13 protein-coding genes are annotated in these 14,511 nt (G+C 63.4%); 6 read left to right on the top strand and 7 right to left on the bottom strand.

The genetic code is table 11. The features are described from left to right. The first annotated feature begins 3 nt into the window (after window positions 1-3). The 6 genes from trbK-alt (at window position 4) to DFR49_RS15635 (ending at window position 4,730) form a co-directional block, all read left to right on the top strand. A complete protein-coding gene (trbK-alt, locus tag DFR49_RS15660) occupies window positions 4-291 on the top strand; it encodes a putative entry exclusion protein TrbK-alt (protein WP_119036646.1) in 288 nt (95 codons plus the stop codon). 3 nt (window positions 292-294) lie between these two features. Beyond that, window positions 295-1,653: a P-type conjugative transfer protein TrbL gene (gene trbL, locus DFR49_RS15655; protein WP_114076022.1), complete on the top strand. Its 1,359-nt coding sequence runs from the start codon at window positions 295-297 to the stop codon at window positions 1,651-1,653. Beyond that, on the top strand, window positions 1,650-2,339 hold the full coding sequence (gene trbF / locus DFR49_RS15650) for a conjugal transfer protein TrbF (RefSeq protein ID WP_010395139.1): 690 nt from the start codon (window positions 1,650-1,652) through the stop codon (window positions 2,337-2,339). Before trbL ends, trbF begins: the two co-directional genes overlap by 4 nt. Then, a complete protein-coding gene (gene trbG / locus DFR49_RS15645) occupies window positions 2,336-3,319 on the top strand; it encodes a P-type conjugative transfer protein TrbG (RefSeq protein WP_119036645.1) in 984 nt (327 codons plus the stop codon). Before trbF ends, trbG begins: the two co-directional genes overlap by 4 nt. Window positions 3,320-3,387: 68 nt before the next feature. Continuing rightward, window positions 3,388-4,512 carry a TraB/TrbI/VirB10 family type IV secretion system protein gene (locus DFR49_RS15640; protein ID WP_199286205.1) on the top strand — a complete coding sequence of 375 codons (1,125 nt, stop codon included), beginning with the start codon at window positions 3,388-3,390 and terminating at the stop codon, window positions 4,510-4,512. Further along, a complete protein-coding gene (locus tag DFR49_RS15635) occupies window positions 4,509-4,730 on the top strand; it encodes a DUF2274 domain-containing protein (RefSeq protein WP_114076019.1) in 222 nt (73 codons plus the stop codon). Before DFR49_RS15640 ends, DFR49_RS15635 begins: the two co-directional genes overlap by 4 nt. A gap of 28 nt (window positions 4,731-4,758) precedes the next feature. Here the strand turns inward: DFR49_RS15635 and DFR49_RS15630 are convergent, their stop codons facing one another. The 7 genes from DFR49_RS15630 to kdpA form a co-directional block, all read right to left on the bottom strand. Beyond that, window positions 4,759-5,736 (bottom strand): LysR family transcriptional regulator, encoded by a 978-nt coding sequence (locus DFR49_RS15630; protein WP_114076018.1) that lies wholly within the window; start codon window positions 5,734-5,736, stop codon window positions 4,759-4,761. Between the two features lie 169 nt (window positions 5,737-5,905). Further along, a complete protein-coding gene (locus DFR49_RS15625) occupies window positions 5,906-6,358 on the bottom strand; it encodes a PTS sugar transporter subunit IIA (protein WP_114076017.1) in 453 nt (150 codons plus the stop codon). A gap of 46 nt (window positions 6,359-6,404) precedes the next feature. Beyond that, window positions 6,405-7,100 carry a response regulator transcription factor gene (locus DFR49_RS15620; RefSeq protein WP_119036644.1) on the bottom strand — a complete coding sequence of 232 codons (696 nt, stop codon included), beginning with the start codon at window positions 7,098-7,100 and terminating at the stop codon, window positions 6,405-6,407. Then, window positions 7,097-9,802 carry a sensor histidine kinase gene (locus DFR49_RS15615; RefSeq protein ID WP_211325916.1) on the bottom strand — a complete coding sequence of 902 codons (2,706 nt, stop codon included), beginning with the start codon at window positions 9,800-9,802 and terminating at the stop codon, window positions 7,097-7,099. The genes DFR49_RS15620 and DFR49_RS15615 overlap by 4 nt, the downstream gene beginning before the upstream one ends. A gap of 58 nt (window positions 9,803-9,860) precedes the next feature. Then, entirely contained in the window at window positions 9,861-10,436 is a 576-nt protein-coding gene (gene kdpC / locus DFR49_RS15610; protein ID WP_119036642.1) for a potassium-transporting ATPase subunit KdpC, read from the bottom strand. Window positions 10,437-10,511: 75 nt separating this feature from the next. Then, on the bottom strand, window positions 10,512-12,581 hold the full coding sequence (kdpB, locus tag DFR49_RS15605) for a potassium-transporting ATPase subunit KdpB (RefSeq protein WP_119036641.1): 2,070 nt from the start codon (window positions 12,579-12,581) through the stop codon (window positions 10,512-10,514). Window positions 12,582-12,808: 227 nt separating this feature from the next. Further along, on the bottom strand, window positions 12,809-14,506 hold the full coding sequence (gene kdpA, locus DFR49_RS15600; protein ID WP_119036640.1) for a potassium-transporting ATPase subunit KdpA: 1,698 nt from the start codon (window positions 14,504-14,506) through the stop codon (window positions 12,809-12,811). Between the last annotated feature and the right edge of the window lie 5 nt (window positions 14,507-14,511).

The following is a 14,511-nucleotide window of genomic DNA, read 5'->3' as shown; positions in this document are numbered from 1 at the left end:
AGCATGGATGGCAAGCTGCTGGCCCGGCTCGGCGCGGTCGTCTTCGTCGCCATCGCGATCACTGCGACGGCGATCGAGATGACCCGGAAGGAGGGAGCTCCCGCAGAGGAGCCCGCGCGTCTCGCAGAGCCCGTTCGAGATCCCCTGCGCGAGGCTCAACGCCGGTGCCAGCAGCTTGGTCAGAGCGCCGCAAGCGATGCGGACTGCATGCGCGTCTGGGCCGAAACCCGCGACCGCTTCCTCGGCCGTGCGCCGGCGCCCACAGCCCCATCTCAGAATCAAGGACAGTGATCCATGGGCGGCACCGGCGTCATCGACACATTCCTGGGCACCTTCACCCGCTACATCGATTCCGGCTTCGGCCTGCTAGGCGGCGAGGTCGCCTTCATCGCCACAACCCTCATCGTCATCGACGTGACGCTGGCCGCGCTCTTCTGGTCCTGGGGAGCCGACGACGACATCATCGCGCGCCTTGTAAAGAAGACACTTTTCGTCGGCGTCTTCGCCTACATCATCGGCAACTGGAACAATCTGGCGAACATCGTCTTCGACAGTTTCGCCGGCCTCGGTCTGAAGGGTTCGGGCACCAGCTTCACCGTTCAGGATCTTTTGCGCCCCGGCAAGGTGGCGCAGACCGGCCTCGATGCCGCCCGTCCATTGCTCGAATCCATTTCCGATCTGATGGGGTGGATCGCCTTCTTCGAGAACTTCATCCAGATCGCCTGCCTGCTGTTCGCATGGGCTCTGGTGCTTCTCGCCTTCTTCATCCTGGCCGTGCAGCTCTTCGTAACGCTGATCGAGTTCAAGCTGACGACGCTTGCGGGCTTTGTGCTGATACCCTTCGGGCTGTTCGGCAAGACCGCCTTCATGGCCGAACGCGTGCTGGGCAATGTCGTGTCATCCGGCATCAAGGTTCTGGTGCTTGCCGTCATCATCGGCATCGGATCGACCCTCTTCTCCCAGTTTACCGCTGGCTTCGGCGGCGAGACCCCTACGATTGACGAGGCCATGGCAGTGGTCCTCGCTGCGCTTTCGCTGCTCGGCCTGGGAATCTTCGGTCCTGGCATCGCCAGCGGCCTCGTCTCAGGCGGTCCGCAGCTCGGCGCCGGCGCCGCTGTGGGCACGGGGCTTGCCGTCGGCGGCGCGGCGCTGGCCGCAGGTGGTGCAGCGGGTCTGGCCGTCAAAGGCGGCGCCGCCGCCATATCCGGTGGAGCCGCCGCCGTGCGTGGTGGCGCTGCCGCTGCCGGCGCCGCATCTTCGGCCTACAGTCTCGGTTCTCTTGGTCAGACTGGCGCGTCGGGCGTGGCCTCGGGCCTCGGAGGCGTCGCACGCGCAGCAGGTTCGGCTGCCGCATCGCCGCTCAAGCGCGCCGCAACGAAAGCTGGCGAAAGCGTCAAGTCCAGCTTCGCCGACGGCGCGAAGGCCGGTTTCGGAGCCACCGGCGGGTCCTCGACCATGGGGACCATCGGCGGCGCCGACGCTGCCGCCGCTTCCGCCAGCCCCCCGCGAGATGGAGCCCCTGACTGGGCGAAGCGCATGAAACGCAGCCAGGCCCTCAGCCACGGCGTCTCAGCGGCCGGTCACGCCGTGCGCTCCGGCGACAGCCATGGCGGCGGCTCTTCCGTCAACCTTTCTGAAAGTGATCGCTCATGAGCCTCTTCAAACGACCCGCAACCCACTATGGCAAGACACCCGAGCCTGAAACGCCCTATCAGAAGGCTGCTCAGGTCTGGGACGAACGCATCGGCTCGGCCCGCGTGCAGGCGAAGAACTGGCGCTACATGGCGTTCGGCAGCCTGATTCTCACAGCGGGGTTTGCCGCAGCCCTGGTCTGGCAGTCAGCTCGCGGGACCGTCGTGCCTTGGGTCGTGCAGGTCGATAATCTCGGCCAGGCGCAAACCGTCGCGCCAGCCTCCGCGGACTATCGGCCCAACGACCCTCAGATCGCTTTCCACCTTGCTCGCTTCATCGAACAGACCCGCGCGATTCCGTCTGACGCCATCATCGTGCGCCAGAACTGGCTTCGCGCTTATGAATGGACCACTGATCGCGGCGCCGCAGCGCTGAACGACTACGCCCGCTCCAACGACCCGTTCACACGGGTCGGCCGCCAGCAAGTCGCCGTAGAAGTCTCAAGTGTGATCCGGGCTTCCCCCGATAGCTTCCGTGTCGCCTGGACAGAGCGTCACTATGAAAACGGCCAGCTCGCCCGAACGGAACGCTGGACCGCCATCCTGACCATCGTCATCCAGACGCCGCGCGACGCAGAACGCCTCCGCGCCAATCCTCTGGGCATCTACGTCAATGCCATCAACTGGTCGCGGGAGATGAGCCAATGAGCCGCCCTCCGATGAGCAAATCCGCGTTTCAGGGTTTTTCCAGATCTGGCCTCGCGATCGTTCTGCTTTCCGCGACCGTGCTTGCCGGTTGCGCGACCAATCGGCCGCCGCAAATCAGTTACGATTCGGACGTGCCGCCGCTGCCCGCCGTGCCGGCAGTCGTCACGGACGCGCCGCCGAGGCCATTGCATGTCCCTCCGGCATGGACGCCGGCAAGAGGGGGGACAGCCGCCAACACCCCGGAGGGGCGCGTCCAGAACGCCAACTCGGCCGCCCGCGTTCAGCCTCGCCGCGAAGGCTATTTCAACTCGATCCAGATCTATCCCTGGAGCGAAGGCGCGCTCTATCAGGTCTATGCCGCGCCCGGCCAAATCACCAATATCGCGCTGGAGCCAGGGGAGAGCCTGACCGGAGCCGGCCCCATCGCCGCTGGCGACACGGCACGATGGATCATCGGCGATACCGAAAGCGGCAGCGGCGCGACCCGTCGCGTCCATATCCTCGTCAAACCAAGTCGCACTGACATCACGACCAACCTCGTTATCACGACCGATCGGCGGGTTTACATGATCGAACTGCGCTCCGGGGAAGCGCCCTATATGCCCGCCGTCGCTTGGGCCTACCCGCAGCCGCCCGCAGGTCAGAGGCAGAGCGTCCCGGCGACCCCCGTCATCCCCGTCGCCTCGGCGCGCAACTATCGCTACGGCTTGACCGGTGATTCACCGCCCTGGCGGCCCGTGTCGGTCTATGATGACGGGCGGCGGGTCTATGTGGAGTTCCCGCGCGGCATCGTCCAAGGCGAGATGCCGCCGCTGTTCGTCATTGGCTCCGATGGCGAAGCGCAAATCGTCAACAGCCGCATTTTCCAGCACATCCTGATCGTCGATCGCCTCTTCGGCGCGGCCGAGCTGAGACTCGGCAGCGGCGACCGCCAGCAAACCGTCAGGATTGTCCGCACCGACGGGAGGCCAGCGTCATGAGCAACAAGGAAGATAACCGCGATGACGGCCTGGCGCCCGCCGGTCCCACTGTCGCGTCAACCTCGACCATGCGGCTGCGCGCTGAGCCTCCGCGCGTCACCCGGCTGTCCCGCAAGGTATTGGCTGGTGTCGGCCTCATCGCCAGCATCGGCATCGGCAGCGCGCTGATTTATGCGTTGCAGACGCGCCAAGGCGGGCCGGGCAACGAGGAGCTCTATTCCACGGAGAACAGAACCACTGCCGATGGTCTTGCGGGACTGCCGCGCGACTATACCGGACCGGTCCTCGGCCCACCTTTGCCAGGCGATCTCGGCGGTCCGATCCTCGACGCCCAGAACCGCGGCCAGCCCGTCGTGCCGCCAGCAATGGCGACACCCCAGGTCGATCCCGAGGAGCAACGCCGTCTCGCCGAGGAGGAAGCAGCCCGAACGAGCCGGGTGTTCTTCCAAACAGGACCTGGAACGGGCGCACCGCCTGCAACCCCAGCCATGAGCAGTCCGTCGCTGGCGGGCCTCGGCCTGCCGGGTCAGATGGGAACACCAACAGCCCAGGAGCGGCAGAGCGCTTTCCTGAACGCTGCTGTCGATCGGCGCACGGTCTCGCCAGATCGCGTCATGGCCCCGGCATCGCCCTATGTGCTTCAGGCCGGCGCGGTGATATCCGCCGCCCTCATAACCGGCATCCGCTCCGACCTTCCCGGCCAGATCACCGCGCAGGTGACCGAGCACATCTATGACAGTCCCACCGGCCGCATCCTGCTCGTCCCCCAGGGCACCCGTATCATCGGCGAATACAGCAACGATGTCGGTTTCGGACAGCGCCGCGTGCTCTTGGTCTGGAACCGGCTGATCTTGCCGAACGGGCGCTCTATCGTCCTGGAACGCCAGCCCGGCGCCGACACGCAAGGTTATGCCGGCCTTGAGGACGGCGTCGACTACCATTGGTGGGACCTTGCGAAAGCCGCCGGGTTGTCGACCCTTCTCGCCGTGGGCGCCGAGATCGCCGTCGACGATGAGGACCGTCTGATCCGCGCCATTCGCGACGGCGCCCAGGACACCATCAATGACGCTGGCCAGCAGATCATCCGCCGCCAGTTGCAGGTCGCGCCCACCCTGACAATCCGGCCGGGATTCCCGGTCCGCGTGATCGTCACCCGCGACCTGGTGCTCGAACCCTATGGAGCAGCGCAATGACCAAACTGAAGCTCGGCCCGATCGCCGAGGACAAGCCGGTGAAGATAACCCTGGATCTCCCCGGCGCTCTTCACCGCGACCTCAGTGCCTATGCGGACGCGCTTGGCCGTGAATCCGGCCAACCCGTCATCGACCCCAAAAAGCTCATTGTTCCGATGCTTGAGCGGTTTATGGCGACGGACCGGGGGTTCGCCAAAGCGCGCCGACATCGCGAGTGATCGCGACCCGGACCCCGATCCGGCAAGATCAGATAAGCCGCCTCAGGCGCTCTCCAGAGTCTTTGGACGCTAGTTTCGAGGCTAGCGAAAGAAAACGCCGAAGTGACGGGTTATCCCGGCCAGGCGCCCAGACTGCGCTGAACGGGACTATGTCTTCGTCCTCGACCAGAGGTCGCAGTACGAGCCGGGGGACGGAAACAAAGCTCCAGCCGGCCGACACCACAGTTATGCCTCTGCCGATAGCGACCATGTTCATCAAGGTCTCCTGGTTGCATGGCATGATTTTGATGGCGGGATAGTTGCTGTAATCCGCCAACCGACGAACGATGTAATCGTGGACCTCAAGTCCGGGCGCGCATTTCGTCGCCAGGAATTTCTGGTCGCGGAGCCACGACCATTCAATCGATTCACGCTCGGCTAGATGATGATCCGCCGAGAAGGCAACATGCACCCGCTCTTGCCAGAGCTCGGCGGTTTCACAATCGGCGATCGCGCCATTCCCGGTAAAGAAAGCGATATCCAGTTGCCGGGACCGCAGTGCGGCTATGTGTTCGGCCCTTCCTCCATCCCTGATCTCGATGGATACCTCCGGGTGCAACAAGGCATATTGTTCGATGAGCTCCCTCAGAAACCCGCCCGCAAGCGACGTCAGAACGCCGATGCTAAGGCTTCCGTTTTCGCCGCGGCCCGCCGCGCCGGCGGTTTGGGTCGCTCGCATGATCTGCTCAATCGCTGGACGGACGGCGGCGACAAATTGCTCTCCGGCATGCGTCAGGCGAATCCCGGAGGGGCATCGCTCGAAGAAAGAAACGCCCACCACATCCTCAATGCGTTGCACGCCCCGGCTCACCGTCGCCGGATATTGCCCCAACGCCTCCGCAGCGCGCCGAAAGCTGCGATAGTCCGCCGCCGCCACGACATACTGAAGCGAACTCAGGTCAAACGGGATCTTCGTGGACACGGGAGGAAAAGAAGGCCCCTCTGAGTCCTGGTTTTCCTCCTCCATCCGGTCGCCCTTCAATCAATCGGCGGAGGAAGCGATAAATGCCTCAGGACCAACGGCCTTGAGCAACAATCCCATTTGGAAAAGACGACCACGGTCAGCCCCGGCACCGCCGTTCGGGCGACGCCGGTGACCTCGACGACCTCTTGTCGATCCGGCCGTCGGAACCTCCTCATACCGGCTGTTCTACCAGGACAGAATACGCGGCAGGCGCGGTCTTCGCGCCGCGCAGCATTTTCATGACCTGCTCATCGCGCGTCCGACGGGCGACCGCCGCGAGAATCTTCAGGTATTCGTTGCTGCCTTCGGGGGACGACAGCAGCAGAAAGACAACATCGACGGGAAGGTCGTCCACCGACTCGAAATCGATTGGCTTCTTCAGCACCATCAGCGCCGCAAATGATGTCTGCAGCCCGGGGACCGGTGCATGAGGCATGGCGACGCCATGACCGATGCCGGTCGAACCCAGACGTTCGCGGCCCAGCAAAGCTGTGTGGATCGCTTCCTCGGTCAGCCCCGTGCGGGCGGCCGCATGCGCGGCCAGCTTCTTGATCAGGACGGCTTTTGTCGAGATGGATAGATCAAGGATCACGTCCTCTGGTGCAATTGCAGATGACAGGTTCATAAGAGTACTCACGTTAAGTCGCCCGCCCGTGGACGAGCGCGCGCGGTCACTGCTCCGGCTCACGGAGGCGGTAACCGACACCTGTTTCAGTCAGGATATATTGCGGTTGATCGGGCGTGGCCTCGATCTTCTGCCGCAACTGGCGGACATAGACCCGCAGATATTGGACATCGGTCGCGCCGCCCCACACATGCTTGAGGATGTGCTGGTGCGTAATGACCTTGCCCGCGTGCTGCACGAGAACGCGCAGGATTTCATATTCCTTGGGTGAGAGCTTCACCTCCTTGTCTGCGACCTTGACGATCCGCTTCACCAGGTCGACCGAGAGATCGCCGACCTGGAATATCGGGCGTTCGCCCTGCTGCTGGAGCTTGTGCCTGAGCGCCACCCGAATGCGCGCCGCTAGCTCGCGCATCCCGAATGGTTTGGTCAGATAATCGTCGGCGCCCAGTTCCAGCGCCTTGACGATGCCCGTTTCATCGGTCCGGCTGGAGAGGATCACGATCGGCAGCTCGACAAGCTCGGCCCGCCACCTTTCGAGCAGCTCATGGCCGGAGATATCGGGCAGCCCAAGATCGAGCAGAATGAGATCGGGCTTCTCCTCTGTAAGGAGCGCGACGGCCTCCTCGCCGTTTGCAGCCTCGACCATGGCATAGCCCTCTGCTGTCAGCCCGACACGCAGGAGCTTCCTGATCGGCGGTTCGTCATCGACGACGAGAATCTTGACTACGGACGTACTCATATCCTTCCTTCCAAAGTCGAGGGCTCCGGTCCGATCGGAAACCGCAGCGTGAAAATGGCGCCGGGTCTGTCGGCCCCGTTGGTCGCGAAAATCGTTCCGCCCATCGCCTCGACAAATCCCTTGCAGATGGAAAGTCCAAGCCCGGTTCCAGCCTGGACGTGGTCCTTCTTCCGGACGCGATAGAAACTGTCGAAAATCCTGGTGAGATCGTCGGGCGGAATGCCGGGCCCTTCATCGACGACCTGCAATGTGACGTGGCTCTCGTCCGCCCACGCCCGAAGCGCGATCTGCGACCCTGACGGTGCGTATTTGCGGGCATTGTCGAGCAGATTGAACAGCACCTGTTCGAACAGGACCGGATCGAGCCGAACCATCGGCAGATCGGGCGGCACTGCAAGGTCTACCCTGTGGAGAGCCAATATCTTCTGGGCACGGCGCAGGGCGCTGCCGACGCTGTCGCCGATGAACAGCGGCGTCAGCGACACCGCCGCAGCGCCGGATTCCAGCCGTGTCATGTCGAGAAGGTTCGCGATGAACCGGTTCAGCCGCTCGGCCTCTTCGACAATTGTCGTCAGCAACTCGACCCGACCGGAATCGGTCAGGGATGTCGAATAGTCTCTGAGCGCTCCCGCAGATCCGAGGATCGACGCCAAAGGCGTCTTGAGGTCATGCGATAGTGACGTCAAAAGCGCGGAGCGCAGCTTGTCCGCCTCGGCGGCCAGACGCGCATTGTCGACATCGGCGACCAGCTGGATGCGCTCGATCGCCAGAGCGGCCTGATCTGCCAGTGAGTCGAACAGCCGCTGTTCCAAGGGCGTCAGAACCGGCCCTTGCTTGTCATTGTCCAGACCAATGACGCCCACCCGTGTCCTACCGGTTTTCAGGGGAAGGTAGAGGCGCTTCGCACCCGGCAGCGTGTCCGCTCCACGCCCTGCAGGCTTGTCATGCTCCCAGGCCCATTGGGCCGCCGCAATGTCGGCGTCATCGAGCGTATCGTCGGGCGGGAAACCCGCCTGGACCGCGATGCGGCCATTCTCCGGCAGTAGAGCGACGACCCTGACCTGAAGCATCGAGGCGATCTGATAGACCGTCGCCCAAAGAACGTCGCCCAAGGTCCCGGCGCCGGCGAGCTTCTTGCTGAACAGATAAAGGCCCTCGGTCGTTTTGGCCCGCTGACGTGCTGTCACAGCCTGGCGTTGAACACGCCCGGCAAGATTGCTGGCGATCACCGCAACGCCGAGAAAGAACGCGAAGGCGACGACGCTCTCGGGATCGCCGATATCCAGCGTGTAGCGCGGTTCGAGGAAAAAGAAGTTGAAGACTAGCGCGCCCAATACGGAAGCGAACAGCGCCGGCCAGAGGCCGCCGCCCATAGCCGAGGCCAGCACGGCCATCAGAAAGACGAGGGCGATGTTGCGGACGTCCAGAAAGCGCGAGAGCGCCGTTCCGATGCCTAGCGCCATGGCGACGTAGAGCGAACTCCACAGATAGTGGCCGAAGTCGATTCGTCGTTTGGGCCGCGCGCTGACGGTCGCTGGAGATCGCGTTTCCTCGCCGTTGCCCGGCGAGATGACATGCACGCTCACATCCGTCTTGGCGCGGATCAGATCATGCGAAACGGAGCCCGCGAATATCTCCCGCCACCTGGGCGAGGTCGGCATGCCGACGATGACGTGCGCATAGTTGTTGGTCGATGCGTAGGCCAGGATCTCTTGCGCAACGTTCTCGCCTGGAAGGGTAACAGCCTCGGCGCCGAGCTGCTCGGCAAGACGCAATGCACTGGCGATCTTGTCCTTCTGCTGCTCTGAGAGTCGGGCATCCTTGCTCGTCTCGACGTGAACCGCGGCCCATGGCGCACGAAGCCGGTCGGCCTGACGGCGGCCGTAGCGGACAAGCGCCATCGCTCCGGGCCGTTCGTTGATGCACACCAGGACGCGCTCGCCGGCCGACCAGGGGCCGGCGATGGCATGCGCCTGCATATGCGTGACCAACTGGTCATCGACCCGCTGCGCTGTGCGCCGCAGCGCCAACTCACGAAGGGCTGTCAGGTTGCTGGGCGAAAAATAATTCTGCGTCGCGCGCTTGGCTGTTTTGGGCAGATAGACCTTGCCCTCGTTCAAGCGCTTGATCAGGTCGCCCGGCGTGATGTCGATGATTTCGATATCGTCGGCGCGGTCAATGATCGAATCCGGAACGGTCTCGCGCACCCGGATCCGTGTGATCTGCGCTACCACGTCGTTGAGGCTTTCGACGTGCTGGATGTTAAGGGTGCTGTAGACGTCTATGCCGTTGGCGAGCAGTTCCTCGACGTCGAGATAGCGCTTCGGATGGCGACTGCCCGGCGCGTTGGTATGGGCGAGCTCGTCCACCAGGACCAGCGCCGGCTTGCGCGCCAGAATTGCGTCGATATCCATCTCATCGAGCACATGCCCTCGATACGGCACAGTGCGGCGCGGAACGATCTCGAACCCGTCGACCAGAGCCTCGGTCTCGGCCCGCCCGTGGGTCTCGACCACCCCGATGACCACGTCGACGCCATCGGCCCGCTGAGCCCGGCCCGACATGAGCATCTCATACGTCTTGCCCACACCCGGCGCCGCCCCAAGAAAGATCTTGAGGTGGCCCCGCGTCTCCCGCTGCGCACTTTCCAGCAATGCATCAGGCGATGGCCGGCTCTGCTCTCGTATTGAGTCGTCAGACACTTAGTTGACTCCGGATCAACGTTCAGGACGGCTATTATAGCCGTCCTGACAGCTTCATTCAGCTTCTATTGGCGTCGTCGAGCGCCAGGTTCAGCTTGAGAACGTTGACCACGGGCTCACCCATGAAGCCGAGCATGCGCGGCTCGACATACTGATCGACCAATGCGCGCACCACAGCCTCGTCGATACCGCGCGCTTTGGCGACACGCCCCACCTGGAAGTAGGCGGCTTCGGGCGTGATGTGCGGGTCAAGTCCGCTGCCCGAGGCGGTCACGAGGTTCATCGGAACGGTCGCATCGCCACCGTTCGCCGCGCGCAGAGCCTCTGTATCGGCGGCGACGCGGTCGCGAAGCGCCTGGCTGGTAGGGCCAAGGTTGGAGCCACCCGAAGCGCCCGCGTCATAGCCGTCGGAGCCGGCCGCCGACGGGCGGGGGTGGAAGTAGCGCTCGCCGGTGAACCGCTGGCCGATCAGCTCGGAGCCGACGACCGTGCCGTTGCGCTCGATCAGGCTGCCATTGGCCTGGAAGGGAAGGATCGCCTGCGCGATCCCGGTGATACCGAGCGGATAGAGAAACCCGGTGATGATGGTGAAGGCTACGATCATGAAAATCGCAGGTCGGATTTGCTTAAGCATCTTTGTTTGTCCCGAATGATCCGCCGCTGAACAACAGCAAGGACGCGGAATGATTTCGTGGTCGTCGGTCCCGCCTTAGGCGAGACCGACGGCGGTGATCGCCATGTCGATGAGTTTGATGCCGGCGAAGGGCACGAGAATGCCGCCCAGGCCGTAGATCAGGAGGTTACGGGACAACAGCGAACCCGCTCCGATGGCGCGATACTTGACGCCTTTCAGCGACAGCGGGATCAGCGCCACGATGATGAGGGCGTTGAAGATGATCGCCGACAGGATCGCGCTCTCGGGCGAAGCGAGGCCCATGATGTTGAGCGCGCCGAGCTGCGGATAGAAGACGAGGAACATCGCCGGGATGATCGCGAAATACTTCGCGATATCGTTGGCGATCGAGAACGTCGTCAGCGCGCCGCGCGTCATCAGCAACTGCTTGCCGATTTCCACGATCTCGATCAGCTTGGTCGGGTCGCTGTCGAGATCCACCATGTTGCCGGCCTCGCGGGCGGCGACCGTGCCGGTGTTCATGGCGACGCCGACATCCGCCTGGGCGAGCGCCGGGGCGTCATTGGTGCCGTCACCACACATGGCGACCAGCTTGCCCTTGGCCTGCTCCTCACGGATCAGCGCCAGCTTGTTCTCCGGCGTCGCCTGCGCCAGGAAGTCATCGACGCCAGCTTCGGCGGCGATGGCCGCCGCGGTCATCGGGTTGTCGCCGGTGATCATCACCGTGCGGATACCCATGCGGCGCAGCTCGGCGAACCGTTCCTTGATGCCGCCCTTGACGATGTCCTTGAGGTAGATGACGCCGAGCAGGCGGCCATCCTTCACCACGGCGAGCGGCGTGCCGCCTGCCTTGGCGATCTGGTCGGCGATGCCCTGAAGCTCACGAACGCTTTCGGCGGACGCGCGCGGGCTGCCGGTCGCGACCGTGGAGAGATCCACGTGCTTCAGAACCGCATCGACCGCGCCCTTGCGGATGGTCGAACCGTCCAGGTCGACGCCGCTCATCCGGGTCTGCGCCGTGAAGGGGACGAAGGTGGCGTTGAGGCTCGCCATGTCGCGCGCGCGGATGCCGTATTTTTCCTTGGCGAGCACTACGATCGAGCGGCCTTCGGGGGTCTCGTCGGCCAGCGAAGCAAGCTGCGCTGCATCGGCGAGTTCCTTTTCGGTGACGCCCCGGATCGGCCGGAACTCGCTCGCCTGACGGTTGCCGAGCGTGATCGTGCCGGTCTTGTCGAGCAGCAGCGTGTCGACGTCGCCAGCGGCTTCAACGGCACGGCCGGACATGGCCAGAACATTGAAGCGGACCAGCCGGTCCATACCGGCAATGCCGATGGCCGAGAGCAGTGCGCCAATGGTGGTCGGAATCAGCGTGACGAACAGGGCGACCAGAACGATGATGGGAACATACCCGCCCGAATAGGTCGCGAAGCTCGGAATGGTCACGACCGCCAGAACGAAGATCAGCGTCATGCCCGCAAGCAGGATATTGAGCGCGATTTCGTTCGGCGTTTTCTGGCGCTCGGCGCCTTCAACGAGAGCGATCATCTTGTCGATGAAAGTCGAGCCAGCCGCGGCCGTGATCCGGACCTTGATCCAGTCGGAGAGCACTTGCGTGCCGCCAGTGACGGCGGAGCGGTCGCCACCAGACTCGCGGATGACAGGGGCCGATTCGCCGGTGATAGCCGCTTCGTTCACCGACGCGACGCCCTCGATGACTTCGCCGTCAGAGGGGATGATGTCGCCGGGCTCGACGAGAACAACGTCACCAACCTTCAGCGTGGCCCCGGGCACCATTTTGTAGTCGGAGCCGCCGTTCGAAAGCAGCTTGGCCTGGGTCTCGCTGCGCGTGCGCCGAAGCGATTCCGCCTGCGCCTTGCCGCGCCCTTCGGCGACGGCTTCGGCAAAGTTGGCGAAAAGCACTGTGAACCAGAGCCACAGCACGATCTGCAGCGAGAAGCCGACATTTTCGGCCCCGGTCGCGATGTCCTTCAACAGCAGCACCGTCGTCAGCACCGAGACGACCGCGACGACGAACATTACGGGGTTTTTGGCGAGGCTCTTCGGATTCAGTTTCCGGAAGGCATCGCCAATGGCCGGTACAAGTATGCGAGCGTCCAGCATGCTCGCGGATTTGGACTGGTTCATAAGAAACTCCAGCGAGTTTGTTCTTGGGGGCCAACCACTCGGTCACGCCGCCGCGAGCAATTCAGTGATAAGTTTGGCGAGGAGCACCACGCCCCCCAAAGTCAGTGTCATGCCGAGAATGATCGTCGATGCCCTGGGCGGTCTGGCCGCCCCTCGCTTCTGAAACCAGGAGCGAGGGTTCACGACAAATCGGATCGATCTCAGCCATTTGGCCGTCATCGCGATCCTCAGAACGTCTGGCCCGCCAGCATGGCGAAGTGCTCGACGATCGGACCCAGCGCCAGGACCGGGAAGAACGTCAGGCCGCCGACGATCAGCGTCACGCCAACGACAAGGCCGATGAACAGCGGTCCCGTCGTGGGCAGTGTTCCCGTCGATGCCGGCACGCTCTTCTTGGCCGCGAGCGAGCCCGCGATCGCCAGGACCGGCACGATGAGCAGGAAGCGCCCCATCAGCATCGCGAGACCGATAGTGATGTTGTAGAAGGGCGTATTCGCGCTCAGACCGGCAAAGGCGCTGCCGTTGTTGTTGGCGCCGGACGTGAAGGCGTACAACACCTCGCTCAATCCATGCGGGCCAGCGTCCTGGATGCTGGACAAGCCAACAGGAAGAACGACGGCGATCGCGGTCAGGGCCAAGATGGCGAGCGACGGTCCAAGCATCGCGAGGATGCTCATCTTCACTTCCTTGGCCTCGATCTTCTTGCCGATATATTCCGGCGTGCGACCGACCATCAGACCGGCGATGAAGACGGCGAGGATCGCGAAGATCAAGGTGCCGTATACACCGGCGCCGATGCCACCGAGCGGCGGGATCTGCATGTTGAACAGGGGCACAAGGCCGCCAAGCGGCATGAGGCTGTCATGCATAGTGTTGACGGCGCCCGTCGAGGCCGACGTCGTTACGACGGCGAAGAGCGAGGAAAGCGCAATGCCGAACCGCGTCTCCTTGCCTTCCATGTTGCCGCCCTCGAGGCCGAGCGCATGGAGCAGCGGGTTTCCAGCGGATTCAGCCCAATAGATGACGCTGATGCCGGCGACAACGATGGTGAGGACCGCGCCAAGCAGTGCCCAACCCTGCTTCTGGTTACCGATCATACGGCCGAACACGTTCAGCATCGCAAAGGAGATCGAGTAGATCGCCAGAATGTGGATCAAGTTGGTCAGTGCCGTCGGATTCTCGAACGGATGGGAAGAGTTGGCGTTGAAGAAGCCGCCGCCATTCGTTCCCAGATGCTTGATGATCATCTGCGAAGCGACAGGGCCCTGCGCGATAGTCTGCTGAGCGCCTTCAACCGTCGTGGCGACGGTGTAGGGGTTCAGGTTCTGCGGAACGCCTTGCCACACCAGCACCAGGCTGCCGACGATGCAGATCGGCATCAGGATGTAGAGCGTCGCCCGCGTCAGATCGACCCAGAAATTGCCGACGGTCTTGGCGGACGCGCGAGAGAAGCCGCGAATGATCGCCATGGCCCCGGCCACGCCCACAGCCGCCGACACGAAGTTCTGCACCGTGATGCCGGCCATCTGTGTCAGATAGCTCATGGTGGTTTCGCCGCCATAGCCCTGCCAGTTGGTGTTGGTCATGAAGCTGACCGCCGTGTTGAACGACGAATCCGCGCTTACAGCGCCCATTCCGGCGGGATTGAAGGGCAAACCGCCCTGGATGCGCTGCAAGAGATAAAGCAGTGCGAAACCGGCCAGGTTGAACAGCAGCATGGCGCCCAGGTAGGTCGTCCAGTGCTGCTCTTCCTTCTCACTGGTTCCGGCCATGCCATAGAGGCCGCGTTCCACGGGTCCCAGAACCGGCGAAAGGAAGGTCCTCTCGCCGTTCATGACACGCGTGATGTAGCCGCCGAGCGGCTTCACCAGCGCGATGACGATCCCGAGAAAGACTAGGATCTGTATCCATCCATTTATTGTCATCGGTC

This window comes from Hephaestia caeni, assembly GCF_003550065.1.
Taxonomy (GTDB): Bacteria; Pseudomonadota; Alphaproteobacteria; order Sphingomonadales; family Sphingomonadaceae; genus Sphingomonas; species Sphingomonas caeni_A.
Note: the sequence above shows the minus strand (reverse complement) of the source record. Positions and strands in the feature narration are given on the sequence as shown.